Origin of the sequence: Rubripirellula amarantea, assembly GCF_007859865.1 — a bacterium.
GTDB lineage: Bacteria > Planctomycetota > Planctomycetia > Pirellulales > Pirellulaceae > Rubripirellula > Rubripirellula amarantea.
The window spans coordinates 1059378-1081207 of the sequence record NZ_SJPI01000001.1 but is presented as its reverse complement, the minus strand read 5'-3'; the positions used below and the strand labels follow the sequence as shown (position 1 = coordinate 1081207).

20 protein-coding genes are annotated in these 21830 nt (G+C 54.2%); 14 read left to right on the top strand and 6 right to left on the bottom strand.

What is annotated here, in order from left to right:
• The first annotated feature begins 46 nt into the window (after positions 1–46).
• Together Pla22_RS03940 and thiC are read left to right on the top strand one after the other, a co-directional pair.
• Entirely contained in the window at positions 47–1477 is a 1431-nt protein-coding gene (locus tag Pla22_RS03940; RefSeq protein ID WP_242631780.1) for a c-type cytochrome, read from the top strand.
• An 81-nt stretch (positions 1478–1558) separates the two neighbouring features.
• Positions 1559–2887, top strand: a complete 1329-nt coding sequence (gene thiC / locus Pla22_RS03935) for a phosphomethylpyrimidine synthase ThiC (RefSeq protein WP_146513452.1) — start codon at positions 1559–1561, stop codon at positions 2885–2887.
• A 91-nt stretch (positions 2888–2978) separates the two neighbouring features.
• Here the strand turns inward: thiC and Pla22_RS03930 are convergent, their stop codons facing one another.
• The 3 genes from Pla22_RS03930 to dapB all read right to left on the bottom strand — a co-directional run bounded on the left by Pla22_RS03930 (position 2979) and on the right by dapB (position 5510).
• Positions 2979–4265, bottom strand: a complete 1287-nt coding sequence (locus tag Pla22_RS03930; RefSeq protein WP_146513451.1) for an MFS transporter — start codon at positions 4263–4265, stop codon at positions 2979–2981.
• Between the two features lie 73 nt (positions 4266–4338).
• On the bottom strand, positions 4339–4701 hold the full coding sequence (locus tag Pla22_RS03925) for a hypothetical protein (protein WP_146513450.1): 363 nt from the start codon (positions 4699–4701) through the stop codon (positions 4339–4341).
• A 5-nt stretch (positions 4702–4706) separates the two neighbouring features.
• Positions 4707–5510, bottom strand: a complete 804-nt coding sequence (gene dapB / locus Pla22_RS03920; RefSeq protein WP_146513449.1) for a 4-hydroxy-tetrahydrodipicolinate reductase — start codon at positions 5508–5510, stop codon at positions 4707–4709.
• A 270-nt stretch (positions 5511–5780) separates the two neighbouring features.
• Here dapB and trpB point away from each other — a divergent pair, with 270 nt between their 5' ends.
• Both trpB and Pla22_RS03910 read left to right on the top strand, forming a co-directional pair.
• Positions 5781–7004 (top strand): tryptophan synthase subunit beta, encoded by a 1224-nt coding sequence (trpB, locus tag Pla22_RS03915; protein ID WP_146513448.1) that lies wholly within the window; start codon positions 5781–5783, stop codon positions 7002–7004.
• Between the two features lie 63 nt (positions 7005–7067).
• Positions 7068–7748 carry a metal-dependent hydrolase gene (locus tag Pla22_RS03910; protein WP_146513447.1) on the top strand — a complete coding sequence of 227 codons (681 nt, stop codon included), beginning with the start codon at positions 7068–7070 and terminating at the stop codon, positions 7746–7748.
• A gap of 146 nt (positions 7749–7894) precedes the next feature.
• Here Pla22_RS03910 and nirD read toward each other — a convergent pair whose 3' ends face one another.
• The gene (gene nirD / locus Pla22_RS03905) at positions 7895–8206 is read right to left on the bottom strand and encodes a nitrite reductase small subunit NirD (protein WP_146513446.1); all 312 of its coding nucleotides are present in this window, start codon (positions 8204–8206) and stop codon (positions 7895–7897) included.
• Positions 8207–8302: 96 nt separating this feature from the next.
• Between nirD and Pla22_RS03900 the strand changes: the two genes are divergently transcribed.
• Positions 8303–10138 carry a TIGR03960 family B12-binding radical SAM protein gene (locus Pla22_RS03900; RefSeq protein ID WP_146513445.1) on the top strand — a complete coding sequence of 612 codons (1836 nt, stop codon included), beginning with the start codon at positions 8303–8305 and terminating at the stop codon, positions 10136–10138.
• A gap of 1056 nt (positions 10139–11194) precedes the next feature.
• Here the strand turns inward: Pla22_RS03900 and Pla22_RS03895 are convergent.
• Positions 11195–12109: a cation diffusion facilitator family transporter gene (locus Pla22_RS03895; protein WP_146513444.1), complete on the bottom strand. Its 915-nt coding sequence runs from the start codon at positions 12107–12109 to the stop codon at positions 11195–11197.
• A 305-nt stretch (positions 12110–12414) separates the two neighbouring features.
• On the opposite strand from Pla22_RS03895, the gene rpmE reads away from it, so the two are divergent.
• The 3 genes from rpmE (at position 12415) to prmC (ending at position 14845) form a co-directional block, all read left to right on the top strand.
• Positions 12415–12660 carry a 50S ribosomal protein L31 gene (gene rpmE, locus Pla22_RS03890; RefSeq protein ID WP_146513443.1) on the top strand — a complete coding sequence of 82 codons (246 nt, stop codon included), beginning with the start codon at positions 12415–12417 and terminating at the stop codon, positions 12658–12660.
• A gap of 147 nt (positions 12661–12807) precedes the next feature.
• Complete coding sequence (gene prfA / locus Pla22_RS03885) at positions 12808–13890, top strand: peptide chain release factor 1 (RefSeq protein ID WP_146513442.1); 1083 nt, start codon at positions 12808–12810, stop codon at positions 13888–13890.
• A 70-nt stretch (positions 13891–13960) separates the two neighbouring features.
• Positions 13961–14845: a peptide chain release factor N(5)-glutamine methyltransferase gene (gene prmC, locus Pla22_RS03880; RefSeq protein WP_146513441.1), complete on the top strand. Its 885-nt coding sequence runs from the start codon at positions 13961–13963 to the stop codon at positions 14843–14845.
• A gap of 113 nt (positions 14846–14958) precedes the next feature.
• Here prmC and purD read toward each other — a convergent pair whose 3' ends face one another.
• Positions 14959–16254: a phosphoribosylamine--glycine ligase gene (purD, locus tag Pla22_RS03875; protein ID WP_390620243.1), complete on the bottom strand. Its 1296-nt coding sequence runs from the start codon at positions 16252–16254 to the stop codon at positions 14959–14961.
• A gap of 276 nt (positions 16255–16530) precedes the next feature.
• Between purD and Pla22_RS03870 the strand changes: the two genes are divergently transcribed.
• The 6 genes from Pla22_RS03870 to cyoE all read left to right on the top strand — a co-directional run bounded on the left by Pla22_RS03870 (position 16531) and on the right by cyoE (position 21820).
• Positions 16531–17301: a cupredoxin domain-containing protein gene (locus Pla22_RS03870; protein ID WP_242631779.1), complete on the top strand. Its 771-nt coding sequence runs from the start codon at positions 16531–16533 to the stop codon at positions 17299–17301.
• 103 nt (positions 17302–17404) lie between these two features.
• Positions 17405–18202: a cupredoxin domain-containing protein gene (locus Pla22_RS03865; RefSeq protein WP_146513439.1), complete on the top strand. Its 798-nt coding sequence runs from the start codon at positions 17405–17407 to the stop codon at positions 18200–18202.
• 107 nt (positions 18203–18309) lie between these two features.
• On the top strand, positions 18310–19494 hold the full coding sequence (locus Pla22_RS03860) for a cytochrome c (RefSeq protein WP_146513438.1): 1185 nt from the start codon (positions 18310–18312) through the stop codon (positions 19492–19494).
• Entirely contained in the window at positions 19491–19691 is a 201-nt protein-coding gene (locus Pla22_RS03855) for a hypothetical protein (protein WP_242631778.1), read from the top strand. Before Pla22_RS03860 ends, Pla22_RS03855 begins: the two co-directional genes overlap by 4 nt.
• A gap of 15 nt (positions 19692–19706) precedes the next feature.
• Positions 19707–20765: a COX15/CtaA family protein gene (locus tag Pla22_RS03850; protein ID WP_146513437.1), complete on the top strand. Its 1059-nt coding sequence runs from the start codon at positions 19707–19709 to the stop codon at positions 20763–20765.
• A 38-nt stretch (positions 20766–20803) separates the two neighbouring features.
• On the top strand, positions 20804–21820 hold the full coding sequence (cyoE, locus tag Pla22_RS03845) for a heme o synthase (RefSeq protein WP_146513436.1): 1017 nt from the start codon (positions 20804–20806) through the stop codon (positions 21818–21820).
• Positions 21821–21830: the final 10 nt, after the last annotated feature.

Sequence of the window (21830 nt, the reverse complement as noted above, 5' to 3'; positions counted from 1 at the left end):
TAAAATACGTTGCGCCGCGACTATTGATGTCGGTCTACCATGAGGCATGATGAAGTTTCAAAATCCGTTGCGTCCATTTTCTCACCCGCTGCTTGCCACCGTTTGCTTGGTTGGTTTTAGCGTGATAGGGATTGGCTGGGTTCCGCTCGCCGCCGACGAAACCGTTCGGACTTCCAGTTCGGCTGAACGCGGATATCGGTTTCTGACCGAGCACCCGGTGCTGACCAGTGATTTTTCTCAGGACACGTTTGATCAGGTTTGGCAGTCGTGGCCTGAGCCTCTTCGCCGTCAAGCCGAAACCGCGACGTTGCAAGAACGCCGGGCGATGGCGTTTGAGCGTTACGGACTGACCACTCGTCCCGATGATGATTCCGGCAAACCGCTGCAGTACGTCGTCGACGATGATGGTACTTGGACCATGAATTGTTTTTCATGTCACGGCGGCAGTGTTTATGGCAAGTCAACGCCCGGGGCGCCCAACAATCGTTTTGCTTTGCAAACGATGACTGAAGAAATTCGGTCGACGAAGTTTAAACTCGGTCGTCCGTTCTCACGCATGGACATGGGAGCGTTGTTCATTCCTTTGGGCACGACCCATGGGACCACTAACGCAGTGGTCTTTGGGATGGGATTGATGAGCAGTCGTGACGCTGATTTGAATGTCGTTAACACTCCGCCGACTTCATTCACTCATCATGACATGGACGCTCCACCCTGGTGGACGTTTCATAAGCGACCGTATTTGTACATTGATGGATTCGCCGAAAAGGGGCATCGCGGATTGATGCAGTTCACGTTGATTCCTGAGAACGGACCAGAGTTCTATCGCGAAAATGAAAATGCCTTTCGCGATGTCTACGACTACCTCGCGTCTTTGCGACCGCCTAAGTACGAAGGCGAAGTGAACGTGGATCTCGCGGAGCAGGGCAGGGTAGTGTTCAACCAAACCTGTGCTGAATGTCACGGAACGTACGACCGTCAATTTGGAGGTGACGATTGGACCTACCCCAATCGTCGAATTCCGATCAACGACATTGGGACTGACCCTGTTCGGCTCAAGGCCTTATCAGTTGAAGGACGAAAAAAATACGCCAGTAGTTGGTTTGCGAACGTCGGCCAAGATGATCAGCAGGACACGATTGTGGCCCCCGATGGGTATGTTGCACCGCCATTGGATGGCATTTGGGCATCGCCGCCGTATTTTCACAACGGAAGTGTTCCGACACTTTGGCATGTGCTTCACCCAACTCAGCGGCCCCAGGTGTGGCGGCGGATTTCAGAGGCGATTGACGATGCGAAGATGGGGTTTTCGATCGAAGTGGTTGATAAGGTGCCGTTAACGCACCCCGATGTCGCAGTGCGGCGCACTTACTTCGACACTCGGCGTTTTGGCAAGAGTAACCAGGGGCACGATTATCCGGATTTGCTCTCTGAGGATGAAAAAAACGCAGTCTTAGAATATCTCAAAACGCTTTAATCGTGGTTGCACCTACTCATTGACGGGCTTCGTGCCTATAACTTGGTGTCCAAATTCAACGCCGATGGAGCTTTTTGATAGATGAGCCATACCCAATTAACTGCCGCCCGCGCCGGTGAAGTCACTCCTGAAATGGAGTTCGTTGCCAAGCGTGAAGACCTCGCTGTCGAACTAATCCGCGATGAAGTCGCGGCAGGACGCATGGTAATTCCCGCGAACAAGGTTCACGCTGCTGGAGCTCTTGAACCGATGGCGATCGGCATCGCCGCCAAGTGCAAGATCAATGCGAACATTGGCAACTCTGCGGTGACGAGCAACGTAGGTGAAGAACTCGACAAGTTGCACACTGCTGTTCACTTTGGTGCGGATACGGTGATGGATTTGTCGACCGGCAAAGACATCGATAACATTCGCAAGAAGATTATCGATGCATCGCCAGTGCCTATCGGAACCGTGCCGATTTATCAAATGTTGGAAGAGCTCGGTGGCAACATCGAAGATATGACCGCGCAGCATTTCTTGGACATGTGCGAGCATCAAGCCAAGCAAGGCGTCGATTACATGACGGTCCACTGCGGTGTAAAGCTCGAACACTTGCACCTGAGTGCCAACCGCGTTACCGGAATCGTTTCGCGAGGTGGTTCGTTGATCGCGAAGTGGATGATGGTCCACAAAAAGCAAAACCCGCTTTACGACTGCTTTGATGATCTCTGCGAAATCTTCCGCCAATACGACGTGACTTGGTCACTTGGCGATGGACTTCGTCCCGGGTCGATTGCGGACGCTTCCGATGAAGCTCAATTTGCTGAACTTGAAGTGCTCGGGGAATTGACGAAGCGGGGCCAGAAGCTTGGCACCCAGGTGATGGTTGAAGGCCCCGGCCACATTCCGATGCACCAAATCCAGATGAACATCGAAAAGCAAATCGAGATTTGCGACGGTGCTCCGTTTTATGTGCTTGGTCCTCTCGTGACCGATATCGCACCCGGTTACGACCACATCACGTCGGGTATCGGGGCTGCGATGGCGGGTTGGCACGGCGCAGCGATGCTGTGTTACGTGACACCTAAGGAGCACCTCGGGCTACCCAACGAAGAAGATGTCAAGCAAGGTGTGATTGCTTACAAGATCGCCGCCCACGCGGCTGATGTGGCTCGCGGACGAAAGGGTGCGCAAGATCGCGATGATGCGTTGTCCAAGGCGCGGTTCGAATTTGATTGGAACGAACAATTCCGATTGGCGCTCGATCCCGAAACGGCCCGTCGTTACCACGATGAAACATTGCCTCAGGATACCTTCAAGAGCGCTCACTTCTGTAGCATGTGCGGACCGAAGTACTGCTCGATGAAGATCACGCAAGAAATTCGCGAGATGGCCAAAGAAGAACAGTTGGTTGAAATTCAGAAGTAAGTGATCAACGGCACTTCGCCGCTTAGCAATGATCGACAACATCAAGATCGTTGAGCAGGACCTGCTCAGCGATCTTTTTTTGTGGAAGTATCTAAGCTGCTTTGCCCATCACTAGTCCAGTACCACGTAAACGATACAGGAAGAACGCAGCACCGGCCGCCATCAGAACGCTGCTGAGGTAAAAGATGTGCTGAGGTTTATCGCCGAACGCAGGACGAACCGCCCAGTAGAACAATGCTGCGACGGTTAGAAACGCGAACGACACAGCGTTGGCAGTGCCTAGGAATCGTCCTCGTTCATTGTCGGGGGAAAGTTTCTGCAGCAAGGCTTGCAAAGGAACAATGTAGAAACCTGCGAAGAAGCCGGCACCTAGAATAAAGAACGAAACATTGCTTAGCGCAACACGAGCCATTGGCGATGCATCGGGCATCCAAGGTGGCACGGCAGCCAGCAGTGTGAAGAACAAGATTAATCCGAACGCGCCGATCGGAATAAGCTTGGGTTGGATTCGGTTGCCCGAGACGAGCCCCGCGACTGCGCAGCCCACGCCGATGGCAACACCTAGCACACCCATCAAAACGCTTGCTTCGGCGCGGTTGATTCCCAGCACGACCGTGTACTCTGGCACAATAAACAGTGCGATGCCAGCTAGCAGATAGAAATATCCCCACGCCATCATCACCATCAATAGCCGTGTCTTGGACATTTCACGAATGGTTTCGATGTAAGTCGAAAAGGGATTGAAGTTGTACTTGAGAGACCGATCGCCTGGCTGCAATGGCGAAAGGAACAAAGCAGCAATCAGTCCACCGACTGCGATCAAGAACAGCGTGATGATCGGCAGCGATACGATGCCAGCGATCTTGCTGTCTTGCGGAGCATACAAATCACTTACAACGCCGGCGACCAGCGTTCCCACAATGACGGCAACGTTGGTCATCATATTGATGGTGCCATTGGCTTTGGATAGTTGTTCGTCGTCGACAAGCTCGGGGATCATTCCGTATTTGGCGGGCCCGAAGAACGCACTTTGGCAGGTAAGCGCGACGAGAGCTGATAAAGTGATCCATAGGTCCCCCATCCAAAATCCAAGGCCCGCAACCAAGACGATGGGGATCTCGGCGACTTTGACCCATAGCGTCACCGTCTTCTTGGAATGGCGGTCGGCCAATTGCCCCGCATAGCCGGAAAGCAAAATGAAGGGAATCGTAAAGCAGATGCCCACGATCCCTTGTCCACCGGAGCCCAAGTGCCCAGCCCAAGCGCCGTCGATGACCATGAATGTCAGGATGCCTTTGAGCACATTGTCATTCATCGCACCAAAAAACTGGCTCGCGACGAGCGACATGAATCCGCGATTAAATAGTTTGCCTGACAAAAGAAATGCTCTGCGTTGGAGTTGCCTACCTTTGATGTCAGAGCGTAGCAGATTTGGTTAGCTCAACCGTAGACTACTTATACCGGTCGATGACTTCGGGAAGCGGGTAAGTGGTCACATCGCGATCACCCTCGGTATTAGCGATTTCCAGCAAACGCTCGTAGCCGCGGGTGACTAACCGGGTGCGATCTCGGACATAGTCGGCGTCGAGCAGCGGCTTGGCAAATTCGCCCTCCGCAGCGATTGGCTCGAAATTTTCATGCTCGATGAACTGAGCCAGCACTGGGTTGCACCGCAGGTGTCGTTCCGGAGAAGTGTGAAGCACCTCGGGGTCAAGTTCGCCGATGACGAAACGAAGGTACAGGTCACTGACGACGATTGAGGTGACGTCTTCGCCGCAAACATCACAGCGGTAGCCTTCGTCGCATTTGGCCATATCGGCTAGAGTCCTAGCACATCGAACATGCTGTACAGTCCAGCCGATTTGTCCTGCAACCACTTAGCAGCCACGATCGCACCCGATGCGTAGCAGTCGCGATTGCTCGCGGCGACATTGACTTCGATCCGCTCACCTAGCATGCCAAACACAATCGTGTGTTCGCCGGGATTGTCACCAACTCGTATCGCGTGATAGCCGATCTCATTTCGAGTTCGCTGTCCGGTTTCGCCTTCACGGCCGTGCAAGTGTGTGACGTCACCGTCCATCTTTTCAGCGATCAGTTCGCCAAATCGAAGTGCCGTTCCACTGGGGGCATCCGCCTTGAATCGGTGGTGGCGTTCAAGAATCTCGATGTCAAGTCCGCCGGGAACGTTCTTCAGCGTCTCGGTGATTTGCTGAGTGACTTTCATGGTTAAGTTCACCGCCATCGACATGCTTGGCGCGAACACGATCGGGATCGTTTTGGCGGCATCGTGCAGGAGTGCCTTCTGGATCTCGGTCAGGCCCGTGGTGGCCATCACCAAGGGGGTTTTGGTTTCGACGCATTTGGCGATGCAGTCATCGACGGCAACTGGCAGCGAAAAGTCGATCACGCAGGAAGCGGCGGCTGGCCAGTCAGCGGACAATTCCAGATCCAAAGCAGAGATACCCGCGTTGAGTCCGGCGTCGACGCCGAGTTTGGGACTAGCGGCATGTTCAATCGCGGCAACGATTTCAATGGCGGAATCTTCGGCGGCCAAGGCTAGGACTCGCTGTCCCATACGTCCGGCCGCTCCGTGAACGGCAAGTTGAATTGATTTGTTCATGCGGCGAAGTTTAGCAGGTAGTCTGAGCTATCGGTCAAGCGGGCTATCGGTTGGGTGAGCTATCGGTTGGGTGGGCTGCCTTCAAGCAAACCGACAATCACAGAGCAAATTTGAGTGTTCTTGGGTTGGACCGACCGATCGCGTTGACCGTTCGGCGATTCCTGGGGACAATTGCCACTGTGACGATCGAGTCCCAAACGCGGTTTGACTATCTTGGGACGTCACCAGGTGTCCAAATTTCAGTTCCACTATTTCCAGCTTTGGAATTTCATGACCACTTCACCGGTTTCCGCATCTGCATCCGCGTCCGTCCCTGATGCCCGGGGGCGTTTTGGCGAATTCGGAGGGCGGTTTGTGCCTGAAACGCTGACCCGTGCCTTGGACGAATTATCGCAAGAGTATGAAAAGGCGAAGAATGATCCCTCTTTCCAGGCCGAACTGAGTGAATTGCTACGGACGTTCGTCGGGCGGGCCAACCCGCTCTACCATGCTAAGCGGCTTAGCAAGGAAGTCGGTGGTGCACAGATATGGCTCAAGCGAGAAGACCTCAATCACACCGGCGCTCACAAAATTAATAACACGCTCGGACAAGCACTCTTGACGCTTCGAATGGGCAAAACTCGTGTGATCGCGGAAACTGGCGCAGGCCAACACGGAGTCGCTTCAGCGACCGCTTGTGCTCACTTCGGATTGCCTTGCAAGGTCTACATGGGTGCTGAGGACATTCGTCGTCAGAAACCAAACGTGTTCAGCATGAAATTGCTGGGGGCAGAGATTTGCAGTGTTGAAAGTGGATCCAAAACGCTGCGTGACGCAGTTAACGAAGCGATGCGAGATTGGATGTCTTCGGTCGAGGATACTCACTACATCATTGGCAGCGTTATCGGGCCTCACCCGTTTCCGATGATGGTTCGCGATTTCCAGGCCGTGATCGGTCGCGAAACTCGCGAGCAATCGGTGGCTGAGTTTGGCCGATTGCCAGATTGCGTGGTTGCTTGTGTCGGGGGAGGCAGCAACGCGGCGGGCATGTTCTATCCGTTTGTCGAAGACGAAGGTGTTCGCATGGTGGGCGTCGAAGCGGGCGGCCGAAGCCACAACCCCGGTGATCACGCATCACCGCTTTCCTTTGGAAGTCCTGGGGTTCTGCATGGCAGTTACAGCTACGTGATGCAGGACGAGGACGGACAAACATGTGACGTTCATTCGATGAGCGCCGGGCTTGATTATCCAGGCGTTGGACCCGAGCACAGTTATTGGAAGGATTCCGGCCGAGTCGACTACATCGATTGCGGTGACGAAGCGGCGATGAAATCGTTCGACCGCCTAGCCAAAACAGAAGGCATCATGTGTGCCTTGGAAACTGCCCACGCAGTTGCCAAGGCCGTTGACATCGCCGCCACGATGTCGCCCGATGAACATGTTGTGGTTTGCTTGTCAGGTCGCGGTGACAAGGACGCCATGGAAATTGCCCGTTTGCGTGGCGAAGAATGGTGAGTTGAAACCTCACTTTTGTAATCCGCTCAAACCAGCAACGATTCCCCACGTTTAGAACTGCTCATGACGAAACTAACTTGGCTTTCCCATGCTTCTTGGTTGATCGAAACGGGCGATCATCGCGTATTGCTCGATCCGTTTTTTACGGATAATCCAGCAGCCAAAGTTTCAGAGGTCGATTTCGCGGACAACGTTTCGCACATACTGGTGACGCATGGCCATTTTGATCATGTCACCGACGTCGAAGTCATCGCCAAGCGTTGCAATTCCAACGTGGTGGCAAACTTTGAAATCGCGACTTGGTTTAGCGGCAAGGAAGTAACCAGCACCACCGGTATGAATATTGGCGGCAGCATTGTTCTTCCGTTTGGTCGGGTTCAAATGGTGCCGGCAATTCACTCTAGCGGGCTTCCGGACGGAACCTATGGGGGATGTGCCGCGGGGTTTGTGCTAACCATTCAGGGCAAGCGAATTTACTTCGCTGGCGATACGGCTTACTTCAGCGACATGAAGTTCTATGCCAGTGGTGTTGACGTCGCTGTGCTACCGATCGGTGACCTGTTCACAATGGGGTTGGACGATTCAATCGCGGCGATCAAGTTGATCGAACCCAAAATGGTTCTCCCTACGCACTACGGCACGTGGCCGCCGATCGATCAAGACGCTGACGCATGGGCTAAGCAAGTTGCTCAAGCCGGCTGCCAGGCGAAGGTGCTCGCCGTGGGCGAAAGTTTTAGCGTGTGATAGCGTTGGGGGTGTTAGATCGAGTTTCGCGAACGGCGTTAGGCTGTGGGCTAGCTTCGGTCCGATGGATGTCGAAACGAAGAATGCTTCATTAATGCAAACTTGGTTAACAAAAACTTAAGCACCGGATGCTAGTCACTGCAAACCTAGTCGATGGGCTTGACCATCACATCGTCGCCTTCGACTTTGACTTCAAACGAGTCGACCTTCACACGAGGATTGTCCTCCCAGGTTCCGTCTTTGATGCAGAATCGCCAAGCGTGCCAAGGACAGGTGACCGTATTGTCTTCGACATAACCCTCGGCCAACGATGCACCCATGTGGGGGCACAGGTCGTCGATTGCGTACCATTGGTCGCCTTTTTTGAACACGGCAACCATGCGACCGTCTACGACGACGGCTCGACCTTGATTATCTTCAAATTCACTTACTTTGCCGACAACTTCGAAATCACTCACGAAAGATCACCTTTGGTTTGCCTTGTGTCTGCCACCTGTTTTCGGTCACACTTTAGCAGGCCCAATCCTGTTTCGTAACGCAACCACCACTAAGACATGATAAATCAACAGCGACGACGAATCCTCGAATCCCGCGTTTGGCCTCACGTTCAAATGCCTGCGCAGTACGTTGGTGGCGAGCGAAATATTGTGGTTAAGGATCACCGCGAGGTTCGTGGCAAGTTGTGTTTGGGGTTTCCGGACGCCTACACCATCGGAATGAGCCATCATGGTCTGCAGGTTCTGTATTCGATGATGAACCGCCGAGAGGACTGGGCGGCCGAGCGGGTGTTTTGTCCTTGGCCAGATATGGAGGCCAAGATGCGCGAACACGGCGTGCCGCTGTACAGCCTCGAAACATTCACCGCCTTATCGGAATTCGATGTTATCGGATTGTCTTTGCAATATGAGATCAGCGGTCCCAACGTTCTGACCATGATGGATTTGGGCGGCATTCCGCTCGAAGCCGTTGACCGAACGATGGCGGATCCTCTGATGATCGCCGGTGGCCCCTGCGCCCAGAATCCCGAACCGATGGCCGATTACTTCGACGTTCTGATCATCGGCGACGGTGAACCCGTCTTGCCAGTGATTTGCGATTTGTGGATTGAATTGAAGGAACGCTACGCTCGCGAGGATGGCTCATTCGCCGAAGGTGAAGAAGGTCGCAAGCAACGTGAAGATGCTTTGGCCGAGGTCGCTCAGAAAATGGATTGCGCCTACGTGCCGCGGTTTTATGAGCCTGAATACAAAGAAGGTCGCATCGCAGCCATCAACCGTACTCGCGGTGACGTCCCTGAAACGATCGCACCGAGTACGATCAGTGATCTTGATGGCATGCCGTTACCGACGTCGCCCATTGTGCCATACATCGAAACGGTTCATGACCGAATCGCCGTCGAGATCATGCGCGGCTGTCCTCACTTGTGTCGTTTCTGTCAAAGCACCGTTATCAAGCGACCTCTGCGAGTTCGCGAAGTGGAGACGATCGTTGATGCTGCATGGGAGAGCTACAAAAACACCGGCTACAACGAGATCAGCATTCTTTCGCTTTCCAGCAGTGACTACCCGCACTTCGAACCACTTGTCATGCGACTTCACGAGGTGTTTCGTCCGCTCGGAGTGAATATTAGTGTTCCAAGTTTGCGGGTGAATGACCAGCTGAAGACCATCCCTATTTTGCTCGGCAGTGATCGACGTCGCAGCATGACATTGGCACCGGAGGTCGCACGCGATGACATGCGTGAACAGATTCGCAAGAAAATCAAGAACAGCGACTTGATTGATGGTTGTCGTGTCGCCTTCAACCATGGCTTTGACAGCGTGAAGCTGTATTTCATGTGCGGCTTACCCGGTGAACGTCCCGTCGATTTGGAGGGGATCGTGGAGCTTGCCGAAATGATCGCAACCGTCGGCAAAGAGGAAACGGGGCGTTTCGCCCGAGTGACTGCGAGCGTTTCTAATTTCGTTCCCAAATCTCATACGCCTTACCAGTGGAACGGCATGCAAACGCGGGACTACTTCCGATGGGCGCACCGGTACATGCGAAGTCTGGTGAAGATTCGCAGCGTGACGGTAAAGTGTCATGACATCGAAACGAGTTTGCTCGAAGGCGTGCTCAGTCGCGGTGACCGTCGTACCGGCAAAGTTATTCGTCTGGCTTGGGAACGCGGCGCTCGAATGGATGGTTGGACTGAATACATGGATCCTAAACGTTGGTGGCAGGCGATTGAGGATGCTGGAATTGATATCGAGCAGCAAGTCCATCAGAAATACGAAATGATGGACAAATTGCCCTGGGATCACGTCAACGTGAAGTTTGGCAGAGCTTACTTGGAAAAAGAGCAGGGCAGGTCGACCGTCCAGCTTGAAGCGATGGCGAACGCCAAATAGGGAAATTCTCTAGGCTCAAGTTTGGCATTCCGCCTATAATGAGTGCATGTCACCGAAGCAACTTCGTCTCGTCGCCAAGCGATTGCCTGCGTTTTTCGCGGGTATGGTCATCTTGTTTTGGCCTGTCTTGGTCGACGCGAGCTGTTGTTGCAAGCAAGACAAGTCAATGCAGCAGCACGCTTCGGCGACGATTCCGGCTTGCTCTCATTGCCAGACTACGAACACGAATTGTGCGACGACGGCCGACGCACCCGTTTCTCATTGTGGTGGAGAGAATGACTGCGAAAGCTGTCTCAAGTGCAGTGGTCAGTACACCTTGGTGGCGTCAACGTCGATGCAGGTCGACCGATCTGTCTTAGCGGATTGGGTGCTCGCGCAACCTAGCGTGGAACTCGTTGAGTCAACTTTTGATCTGCCGAAAGTTGCTGAAGCTCCGCCACCTCGTTTCTTATTCGCGCAGCAGCACTGCGCCCAGATTTGCTGTTGGTTGAAATAGGAAGTCGCTGGTAACAACGACTTACAAATTTTCACCAAACGAATTTTGAATACCAAATCTGTATTAGGAAATGAAGCTATGTTTAGAATGTTTATGCTTGCCTACGTGGCGGTTCCAGTCTTAGCCGCAATGACTTTCACATCGCCAGCCAGTTCAACGGCGGGTTCGCTGACATGTCCTTGTGGGCAGTGCGAAGTCGGTTGCGGATGTTGTGACGAAGGTGACTGCACCTGCTCGAGTTGCGTTTGCGATGCCTGCGGTTGCAGTGATGCTGCTTCGCTCGTCTCCACTGATGCCAAGCTTAGTTGCTGTGCCGCCGGGTCATGTTCTGCCTCGAAGGCTGTTGCGGATACTCAATTGATCAGCGTGGACAGCGGTTGCGAGTGCGATAAGTGTCCCGCCGATTGCGATGGCGATGACTGTGAATGCGAGGGCTGCGAATGCCCGAATTGTCAAGAGTAATTTCAACGTTCTAGCGGAAGGTCAGTGACCTCGCTTTGAATTAAGTGTGATCCTCGTCGATAGTCCTATCGGCGAGGATTTTTTTGTCACTCATTTTGTCACTCATGGGGCTCAATGTGAACGTGAACGTCTCGGACTCGGGGCATTTCAATGAGGAGTGCGTCTTTAACATCGTGGCCAATGCGATGCCCTTCCGAGACCGAAATTTTTCCATCGACTTCGATGTGGATTTCCACGAAGTACTCTAAGCCGCTCTTGCGAATGCGAAGCTTTTCGACATCGATCACTTGGCCTACTTGCGATGCGATCTGGCGGGCCTCGTTGACCATTTCTGCGTCAGCTTGTTGATCCATAAGCTCGCGAGCGGTTGCCGAAAAGATTCGTATTCCAGCAATCATTAACATCACGCAAATGCAGATTGCGGCGATGGGGTCGACCCACGGGGCGGCCGATCCCAGGTAAGGAGCGGCTAGCAGTGAAACGGCAATGAAGCCCGATCCAATGGCATCACAGCGATGGTCCCAAGCGACAGCCTGTAGTGACGAAGAGCGAAGGCGATTGGCAACTCGGTGGGTGTATTGGTAGATCACCTCTTTGGCAATGGCACAAACCGCAGCAATCACGCCGGCGATTTTTCCAGGGACGATAAGCTCGCCGCCGAGACGTTTCGCCGTTTCGATGGCTAACAACCCGGCACTAAAGGTCACTAGTAGTGATACGCATAGTCCCGCAATCGACTCGGCCTTGGTGTGACCGTACGGATGATCTTCGTCCTCTTCGATCTGGGCCACCCCGAGTGCTCCGCGAACAGCCAGAGCGCTGGCGACGTCGCCGATTGAATTCACTGCGTCGGCGATCAGGGCAGACGACCCGGTGAAGATTCCGCCGACTAACTTGACGATCATCAATGCAAAATTGACGCCAAGTCCCCAGCCAGCGGCCCGTACCGCGTCCACGTAAACCCGCTCGCGGATCGCGATGGTGGCCTCGTCACGGATAGGAGAGATCGACAAATCGGTGTTCTGCGAGCAAGTTTGAGTTCGGGGGAAAGATCATGATAGAGGCTCCTTTTGCAGTCCGACACGCCATTTCAGCGTTTTCAGAGCCCTGTCAGGCCCTCCTTTGAGGCATTCAGGACGCAAAAATCGCCTGTTTTGGCCGTATCCCTTGTGGAAAAGGGGGACTTGGCCGTACACTTCGGCCCCGGTTAATCACTCTGGACGCTCTGTCGCCCGAGTTTTCATCGCGAGTGTCCCTAAGAATGGTGCCTGTACAAAGCCAGGTGCCGCACACCCCTAAGCAATTTGTGAGAGACGCCATGAAAGAAGGCATCCACCCTAAGTATCAAGATACATCCGTCGTTTGTGGTTGCGGAAATACCTTCACCACTCGAAGTGTAGTGAAAGACGAACTGCGCATCGACATTTGTAGCGAATGCCATCCGTTCTACACCGGCAAGCTGAAGTTCGTTGACACGGCTGGCCGAATCGATAAGTTCCAGAAGAAGTTCGCAGCCGGTACATACGGCTCACTTGCGCCCAAGAAGAAGAGCAAGAAGAAGTAGCTTCACGAGCGATCCAACAACGCTGCAGCCGCACGGTCTATCGAGAGATCGTTGCGGCTGTTTTCGTGGTGCCGACGTGAGTGGTGCCGATTTGACTAGATACCTCACGACTGACTGAAACTTCTTCTCCTTTAAAAGTGGCCTCCGATGAGCGGATCAATCCGTGACACGCTCGAAGAAAAACTCGCGCGATTCAAGCAACTCGAAGATGACATGTCCAAGCCTGAGGTTGCGGCCGATGGCGAGCGAATGAGTGCAACCGCACGTGAGCACGGTGGGCTTGCCAAAGTCGCCAACAAGTACCGCGAATTCAAACGCTTGACCGACGAGATTGGCGAGTGCAAGGAAATGGCTGAGGCGGCCGAAGATGTCGACGAACGTGACATGGCGCTCGCTGAAATGGAAACCTTACGCCATCAGCGCGAAGAGCTTTGGGAAGAGTTGTTGTCATTGACGGTCGGTGGAGAGGACTCGCACCGAACGCGATGCGTGATGGAAATTCGCGCGGGCACCGGTGGAGACGAGGCCGCCTTGTTCGCCCGTGACCTCTACGAGATGTATCGTCGCTACGCAGAGTTGCGAGGCTGGAAGGTCGAAATCATGGACCATACCGCGACGGAAATGGGTGGCTTCAAAGACATCACGCTTACGTTTGAAGGTGAAAGCGTTTACCGAGATCTGCAGTACGAATCGGGAGGACACCGCGTGCAGCGAGTTCCCGAAACAGAAACGCAAGGTCGCGTCCACACCTCGGCCGCAACCGTCGCGGTGATGCCGGAACCAGAAGATGTGGAAGTCAGCTTGAAAGCCGACGACTACCGTTTGGACAAATTCTGCGCCTCGGGGCCTGGTGGTCAGCACGTCAACAAAACGGAGTCTGCGGTTCGATTGACTCACCATGAAACCGGAATCGTGGTTCAGTGCCAGGACGAAAAAAGCCAACACAAGAACTTGGCGAAGGCGCTGCGTGTTTTGAAGGCTCGGATCTACGAAAAGAAACGCGAAGAAGAAGAAGCTCGGATGTCTGAGCAACGCAAGGGTTTGATGGGATCAGGGGACCGTAGTCAACGGATCCGCACCTACAATTTCCCCCAGAACCGTTTGACCGATCACCGGATTAATTTGACGCTTTACAAACTTGATCAGATCATGACCGGCGTCGTCACTCCCGTGACCGATGCTTTGGTTGAATATGACCGCGATCAACTCCGTGGCGATCTAATCGATTGAATTCCTGCACGATGATGTCGATGCGACTTCGTCCTCAGAACTTTCTTATCAACCAGCTTTAGGAGATTGCGTGTCGCAGCCCAACCAAGACCCGTGGACGGTATTGCGATTGCTGGAGTGGACCACTGACTTTTTTAAAAAGAAGGGCAGCGATTCTCCTCGACTCGATGCCGAAGTGTTACTCGCCCACGCACGCGAGTGCGAACGGATTCAGCTATATACGGCGTTCAACGAAGAGCCAAGCGAGGAGCAGAAAATTGCGTTTCGTGAGATGGTGCGTCGTCGTGGCGAAGGAACACCGGTTGCCCAATTGGTAGGTGCCAAAGAGTTCTATTCAATGTCGTTTCGAGTGGACGAGAATGTGCTGATTCCTCGCCCCGAAACGGAGCACCTCGTCATCGAAGCCTTGGATTTGGCGAAAGCATCCAAAATTACCGAGCGTCCTCTGCAGATCGCAGATATTGGAACCGGAAGCGGCGTGATCGCGATCACGATCGCCAAGCAGCTTCCCACAGCGGAGCTCGTCGCAGTTGACCAGAGCGAGTCGGCACTTGCCATCGCGAAATGGAATGCTGATAAGCATCAGGTTGCTGATCGGATCGAGTTTATGCAAAGCGATCTGCTTTCCGCCGTTGAGTCACCCGCTCGGTTCGACATCATTTGCAGCAATCCACCTTATGTGACCTCGGCTGAGTATGAGGAATTGTCACCTTCGGTCAAAGACTTCGAGCCGAAGTTGGCGTTGGTGTCGGGTCCCAAGGGGACGGAGATCATCGAGCGGATTCTTGCCGAAGCCAATACGCGGCTTGTCGATGGCGGCAGGCTGTTGATCGAGCTCAGCCCCATGATTGCTGACGCCTGCCAGGAGCTCGCCGAAGAGGCTGGCTACGGTGACATCCGGTTCATTAAAGATCTTGCCGGCCACAAGCGAATCTTGTCGGTAACCAAGGAATAGCCCGATTATCGGAAGCTGGCTATTTCGTGATGGGAAGCATCTGATTGCCAAACGCAATTGGCCACATGTCATTGGCTTGCAGCTTGCCGTGCTGAAGGGTGAAAGCGGCGCGATCAACGTGCCTTGTCGCTGATGTCTTTACGGCACCATGCACCCGGCCAACGAATTTCTTTGACGGCTTTGTACGCTTGCAGTTTTGCCAAGCTGATGGAATCGCCCATGGCGGTTACACCCAGCACCCGACCGCCAGCGTTCACCACGTTGCCATTTTCCATTTTGGTGCCCGCGTGAAAAACCTTGACATCATCAATCGCGTCGGCTGCATCGAGACCGGTAATCTTTCGACCACTTTCGTAGGATCCCGGATACCCTTCGCTGGCCATTACGACGCAAAGACTTGGGCGTTCGTCCCATTCAAGGCTATCAATTTCGGAAAGGCGTCCACGTGCTGCTGCGCAAAGAATGTCAAACAGGTCGCTTTTCAATCGCATCAGCAACGGTTGGCATTCGGGGTCACCGAATCGGACGTTGAACTCAAGCACTTTGGGGCCGGCCGCCGTCATCATCAGTCCGGCGTAAAGAACACCTTTGAACGGTCGACGCGCGCGTTTCATGGCGTGAACGATCGGGACCAGAACGTCTTCCTCGACTCGTTGCATCATGTCTTCGTCGATAAGCGGGGTCGGGCAGTAGGCCCCCATTCCGCCCGTATTCGGTCCTTTGTCGCCGTCGTAGGCGGGCTTGTGATCCTGGGCCGCTGGAAGCGTGATGATGGTTTCGCCATCGGTGATCGCTAGCACGCTAGCCTCTTGGCCAATCAGTCGTTCTTCGATGACCAATTCGTTGCCCGCGTCACCAAATTCGCGGTCGCCGCATATTCGTTGGATCGCATCGAACGCCTCGGTGTTGGTGCTGCAGACGATCACGCCTTTGCCCGCAGCAAGGCCATCGGCTTTGACGACGACGTAGGCCGATTCGCCTGGTTCGGGGTAGCGTTCCTTGATGTACCGCATCGCGTCATCGCCGCCTCGGAACGCGCGGTAGTTCGCCGTCGGAATGTTGGCGGTGTGCAGCATGTTTTTGCAGAACACTTTGCTGCCTTCCAGTTCAGCGGCAGCGGCTGACGGGCCAAAGGTCAGGATGCCGGCGTTCTCGAGGTCATCGACGAGCCCGTCAACCAAGGGGGCCTCCGGGCCCACAACCGCCAGAGCGATCTCGTTGTCTTGAGCAAATTTGACGATCGCGGCCTTGTCCGAGACTGGAATGTTGACATTGGTGGCGTCAATCGCGGTGCCGGCGTTGCCAGGAGCGACGAAAACCTTCGTGACTTTCGGTGACATACCCAGCTTCCACGCTAACGCGTGTTCACGTCCGCCATTACCAACGATCAAAACTTTCATGTTTTCCACCAAGAGAGTGCTTATGGGCCGCCAGTCGAAGCGACTTTGTCTGCGGGACGCATCCTAAGCGGTTGGACGCCGCTTCAAAAGGCGGCTCAGTGGTAGACTTCTTGCCTTACCTGCTTATACTCAAGGAGGTGCCCTCAAGCACATTTTTAGGACGTTTTGCACCCCTGGCCGTGACGGCTTCCCCACCTCGCAAAACGGAGTGCCTCGCGGTTTTTATGACGAGGCCCGCTTCCAACCGAATCCACCCAAGCGACCGACTCTTTCGGAGATACGATTTTGAAAAACTTAACTGCATGTTTGATTGCTGCTGCCACGATCGGGCTTGGCGGGTTCCTGGGGACTTCGTCCGCCTCGGCAGAAACTGGCGATCTGAAGGTCACTTTCAAATACGCCGGTGATGCACCGACGCCTGCTAAGACAAATGTGACAGCCGACGCCCAGTATTGTGGGAAGTTCGACTTGATCGACGAGAGCTTGTTGGTCAACAAAGACAACAACGGCATCAAGAACGTTGTCTTCTACGTCTACACCGGACGTCGAGATCCGGCACCAAAGTTTGCTCCTGTTGATCCGAAGGTCGTGGTTCTTGCTAACCAAGATTGCCGCTTCGAGCCACACATCGCCGTGGCCATGAAGGGTGATACGTTGAAGGTGGACAATCCCGACGAAGTTGGCCACAACGCCAATATGCAGTTCTTCAACAACAAGGCTCAGAACCCCAACATCCCGGCTGGGCAATCGGTTTCGGTTGAATTGACCGATGCTGAACCCGCGCCGACCAATGTGACTTGCAACATCCACCCTTGGATGAAGTCCTATGTTGTTGTTCTTGATCACCCATTCGTCAGCGTTAGCGACGACAACGGCGAAGTCACGATCAAGGGATTACCCGCGGGTGAGAAGTTCAATTTTCGTATTTTTCACGAAAGCGTTAGTTTTAAGGAAGTCGACGTCAACGGCGAGAAAGTCAAGCTGAAACGTGGTGCGTTGGAAATCGAAATCAAGCCTGGCGAGAACGATTTCGGGACGATCACCCTTGGTGGTTAACACTCGTCACAAATCAACCCTTGTGAATCTAACGACGGCGCTGTCTTTGACAGTGCCGTTTTTGTTGAGTCAGGGTTGTTTTGAGTCGGCGGAGCATCAGCACGTGGACCTTCCGCCCGCTCGAGTCGCTGATCAAGGTGTCGCTCAGTCGGATGCTCAATCTGCGATCCCAGTTTCCACTCAGTCACCCACTCCGCACGCGGTGCAGTCCGTTTGCCAATTGTCGATTCAGTTCGTCTATGACGGCTCCATCCCGGGACCAAGGCCAGTGACGATCGGTGAGACGACTGTGTTTTGTGGCGACCCCGGCATGGTGGACGAATCGTTGATCGTTGATCCTTCGACGTTTGGAATCGCAAACATCCTTGTGACGGCTGATTTGCAAACCCAGAATCCGCCGACATCCTTATCGCAGACGCATGTTATTCGTTGTGAGGGATGCCGTTTTGATCCGCATGTCGTGCTCGCCCGAGCTGGTGATTCAATTGAGTTTGCCAATCGTGATGTGTTCGGTCATATCGTCCAGATACGTTTTTTCGACAATCCCTACGTTGCCGTGGCGGTTCCCAAGGATCGTGCTCACTCTTTTGCAGTCAAGCAAAGTGAGCGAACGCCTGCGGCGGTAGGTTGCCAGCAATTTCCCTGGATGCAATCCTTCATTGCTGTTCCCGATAGCCCCGTTGCCGGCCTGAGTGACTCGACGGGCAAAGTAGTCCTAGATCACCTTCCCGCTGGGCAGACGGTTGGATTGCGGCTTTGGCACGAATTGGCGAAGTTCGATTCGGTATTGGTCGACGGAAAATCGACGCCTGTGGAAAGAGGCAGGCTTTCGATCAGTCTGGGCAGCCGGGAAGATCAGGCTTGCACCATCGCGATTCCACCCACGGCGTTTGAGAATTGAAAAAGTCGCGGCGAATGTCCCGGATGCGACAATCGGCGCGTTTGCGAAGGGTGACGTCTGACGGTTCAATCTTCGGTAGGTTCACGTTCCCCGTTCTTTCTGATTTCATGCGATCCCTCGTTCTCTTATCGTTCGTCGCCATCCTGGTCGGCTGTGATGCGCCAGTGGGGTCGTTTGCAACCAACCACGTGTGGTCGTTGACGCTGGCGAAGAGCCGTGACGCCGAGATGGATCAGGCCACCGAAGACGTGGCTGTGGTCGTTGAGTCGCTCTTTGGCACGCCCGATGAACCAAAGTGGCCGATCGAGTGGATGCCGGATGATCTAGGCATGAACGTTGAGAATCTTGCTCGTGCCGCCGGCCCGGTATCGAGTGAGAAGGATGGGACTCACAAAGGTCTTTTTCGCGAGCACTGCGTTACCTGTCACGCGCTTAACGGTAGCGGCGCGGGACCAGCAAGTGTTTTCCAGAACCCCTATCCGCGGGATTTTAGGCCTGGCGTGTTTAAGTGGAAGTCGACCGTTCGCACGGCTAAGCCGACTCGCGATGATTTATTGGCAGTGTTGCACAACGGCGTTGCGGGAAGCGGCATGCCTTCGTTTGCGCTCATTGATCCGAACGACTTGAACGCTCTGGTGGACTACGTTGTCTACCTATCCATTCGTGGCGAAATCGAACGATCGCTGATGGCGGCCGCGGTGGACGACTTGGGTTACGGGGCCGGCGATATTGACGATGACGCAAAGCTCGTGCTTCATCAGCCGACTGATGGTGGTACAACGATTGCTTCAGTCGTTGAGTCAGTATCTCGTTCATGGTCGCAAGCAAGCGATCAAGTGGTTCAAGTTCCCTCGATCCCAACGCTAGGTGGTGATGAACTGGCTTCGTCAATTCAACGAGGCGAAGCATTCTTTCACGGCCAAATCGCTAATTGTGTGGGTTGTCATGGCCAGGGCGGGGCAGCGGACTTGGTGACGTTGGACTACGACGATTGGGCGAAAGAGTATTCGACGCGTCTTGGTCTATCGCCGGCGGATCGGGATGCGATGCGTCCGTTCAAGAAAGCGGGCGCGCCGACGCCACGACTTGCGAAGCCGCGTCGATTGACGTTGGGTGTCTTTCGGGGCGGCGGTGATGCTGAAACGCTGTATCGCCGAATCACGCAAGGTATCGCTGGGACTCCCATGCCTAGCGTTGCCGTTGCCGAGACTGAAAATGGAACTGGACTCACTGCAAGTCAAATTGCGGACCTCGTTCGGTACGTACAATCCCTTTCGGGTGCTGCTGAATGAGTGATTTAGGTTTTATGACTCGAGAACGCTATCGGCAAATCGGTGCCATCAGTGGTTTGCTTAGCGGTTGGGCGGCAATGTACTTGCTTGGATATGCTGGGCTGGTTCCGGCAGCCGTGTTCGGAATTACCGGTTGTGTGCTGGGTGGCATTACGGCTGAGAAAGTTCACGACCGAAAAACAAGCGATAGGAAATAAGCGAACGCGAAATCTATGTCTAAGGATTCCCTCTCATCTGATTCACGTCCTGCTTCCCGAGCATTGCATCGGCTCGTTGTGTTGGCTGTGTGTTTGGTTTGGCCATTGATTTGGGTGGGAGGATTGGTGACGACTTACGATGCCGGGATGGCGGTTCCCGATTGGCCGGAAACCTACGGCGATAATCTGTTCTTGTATCCCTATCAAACGTGGCTTGCGGGACCGTTTGATCTGTTCATCGAACATGGCCACCGATTGCTTGGTGCGGTGGTCGGCTTGGTTGCGATTGGAATTGTGGTTGCCGCGTTTTGGATAGAGTCTCGCCGCTGGGTGCAATGGCTTTGCGTCGCACTGCTGGTAATGGTGATCGCTCAGGGACTTTTGGGGGGAATGCGTGTCGTATTGGGCGATCGCACGTTGGCGATGGTCCACGGTTGCTTTGGGCCGGCGTTTTTTGCTGTCTGTGTCGCGGTCGCTGTCGTGACCAGTCGCTATTGGCGAGACGGTGATGTGGTCGAGAAACGACGCTTGGGCAAGTTTCCAGCGATTTTGGCGGGATCGCTGGTGGGGCTTAGCTACACACAATTGATGCTCGGAGCGATGTTGCGGCACGTTCAGCCCGCCGCATCGCCCGGCCATTTCGCTGGAATCGTGTCGACTCACATCATGATGGCGTTCTTGTTGTGGGCGATTACAGCTTTCACTTGGGGAAAGCTGCGGCGGTGCGGCGATTTGACGCTCTCGCGGCCCAGCAGCATTTTGATAGGCTTAGTGGGGCTGCAGATTGCCCTTGGCATCGGAACCTGGGTGGTTAATTATGGCTGGCCCTCGTTCATGATGTGGGTGCCTGAATCCGAGGCATTCTTGATTCGTGCGAAGGGATTTGTCGACTCGATCATCGTGACGGCCCATGTCGCGACGGGGTCGCTGATTTTGGCGGTATCGACCATGTTGTGGGTTCGATTGCTCAGGCATCGTTATCGTCAATCGACACTAGATCATTCCTCGCTTTCCCATTCATCGCAGCGTCCGCGTGATACCGCGGATGACGTTTCCGAATTGGCAACTACTTAAACTCGCTACCTCTTTTCCCCCAACTTTACCTCTACCTTATGGCGACCGATCTTTTGATGGCCGACGAGCTAACGACGGGACATTCGTCGGCCGAGAAAATGGTGTTGGTAGGGCAGGGCACTTTGCAAGAAGAGACGACGTCGAGCGATTTTGCATCCACTCAATCGCGAGTAAAGATGTCGGCCAAAGCCATCGCGAAGGATTTTGTCGAGCTGACAAAGCCACGCATTGTCACGATGATCTTAGTGACCACGGTCGCAACGGCGTTAATGGGAGCGGGCGGATTCGTTCCTGCAATGTCGCTTGTTTGGTTGTTGATCGGAACCGGAATGGTGGCTGGCAGTGCGGGCGCAGCAAATCAAGTTTGGGAACGTGTCATTGACCAAGAAATGACGCGAACGGCATCTCGTCCGTTACCTTCCGGACGCATGTCACTTACCGCGGCGATGACATTCACGGCCGCGATTGGAATCATCGGCACGACGATCCTTTGGCAGTTCTTTGGAATGGTCCCGGCGATGTGCGGCGTTGTGACTTGGTTGACTTACGTCGTCGTTTATACACCGATGAAAACTCGCACGTCCTGGAACACGACCGTCGGCGCGATCGCGGGCGCTTTGCCTGTGTTGATCGGGTATACGGCATGCGGCGGTGCACTTAGTGACGCCAGTGGTTGGTTGCTCGTTGGTATTTTGGTCGCTTGGCAGTACCCGCACTTCATGGCAATCGCATGGTTGTATCGTCGGCAATATGACGAAGCTGGTTTTCAAATGAGTACGACTGTGGAGCCGACCGGTCTAAGTGCAGCCATTCAAGCAATCGTCGGTTCGCTGGTGCTGATTGCTTGCGGGATAGCACTTTGCTTCATTCGAGATTCGGGTTTTCTAGCGTACCTTGCGTCGATGTTGGTGTTTGCTTCGGTTTACCCGATGTTGAAGGCGTCGGTTCTATTCTTCCGTTCCCGTGATGACATCACCGGGCGAAAGCTGTTGCGTTCTTCGCTGCTGGTGCTGCCCGCGGTATTGCTGATCGTCACGCTTCGCGTGTTCTGGTAGGCCAGTCTTG

What these genes read in the sequence shown, in the direction of transcription:
- Pla22_RS03940 (WP_242631780.1), top strand. Translation starts at nt 47, where the DNA reads ATGATGAAGTTTCAAAATCCGTTGCGTCCATTTTCTCACCCGCTGCTT.
- thiC (WP_146513452.1), top strand. Translation starts at nt 1,559, where the DNA reads ATGAGCCATACCCAATTAACTGCCGCCCGCGCCGGTGAAGTCACTCCT.
- Pla22_RS03925 (WP_146513450.1), bottom strand. Translation starts at nt 4,701, where the DNA reads ATGGCCAAATGCGACGAAGGCTACCGCTGTGATGTTTGCGGCGAAGAC.
- dapB (WP_146513449.1), bottom strand. Translation starts at nt 5,510, where the DNA reads ATGAACAAATCAATTCAACTTGCCGTTCACGGAGCGGCCGGACGTATG.
- trpB (WP_146513448.1), top strand. Translation starts at nt 5,781, where the DNA reads ATGACCACTTCACCGGTTTCCGCATCTGCATCCGCGTCCGTCCCTGAT.
- Pla22_RS03910 (WP_146513447.1), top strand. Translation starts at nt 7,068, where the DNA reads ATGACGAAACTAACTTGGCTTTCCCATGCTTCTTGGTTGATCGAAACG.
- Pla22_RS03900 (WP_146513445.1), top strand. Translation starts at nt 8,303, where the DNA reads ATGATAAATCAACAGCGACGACGAATCCTCGAATCCCGCGTTTGGCCT.
- rpmE (WP_146513443.1), top strand. Translation starts at nt 12,415, where the DNA reads ATGAAAGAAGGCATCCACCCTAAGTATCAAGATACATCCGTCGTTTGT.
- prfA (WP_146513442.1), top strand. Translation starts at nt 12,808, where the DNA reads ATGAGCGGATCAATCCGTGACACGCTCGAAGAAAAACTCGCGCGATTC.
- Pla22_RS03860 (WP_146513438.1), top strand. Translation starts at nt 18,310, where the DNA reads ATGCGATCCCTCGTTCTCTTATCGTTCGTCGCCATCCTGGTCGGCTGT.
- Pla22_RS03855 (WP_242631778.1), top strand. Translation starts at nt 19,491, where the DNA reads ATGAGTGATTTAGGTTTTATGACTCGAGAACGCTATCGGCAAATCGGT.
- Pla22_RS03850 (WP_146513437.1), top strand. Translation starts at nt 19,707, where the DNA reads ATGTCTAAGGATTCCCTCTCATCTGATTCACGTCCTGCTTCCCGAGCA.
- cyoE (WP_146513436.1), top strand. Translation starts at nt 20,804, where the DNA reads ATGGCGACCGATCTTTTGATGGCCGACGAGCTAACGACGGGACATTCG.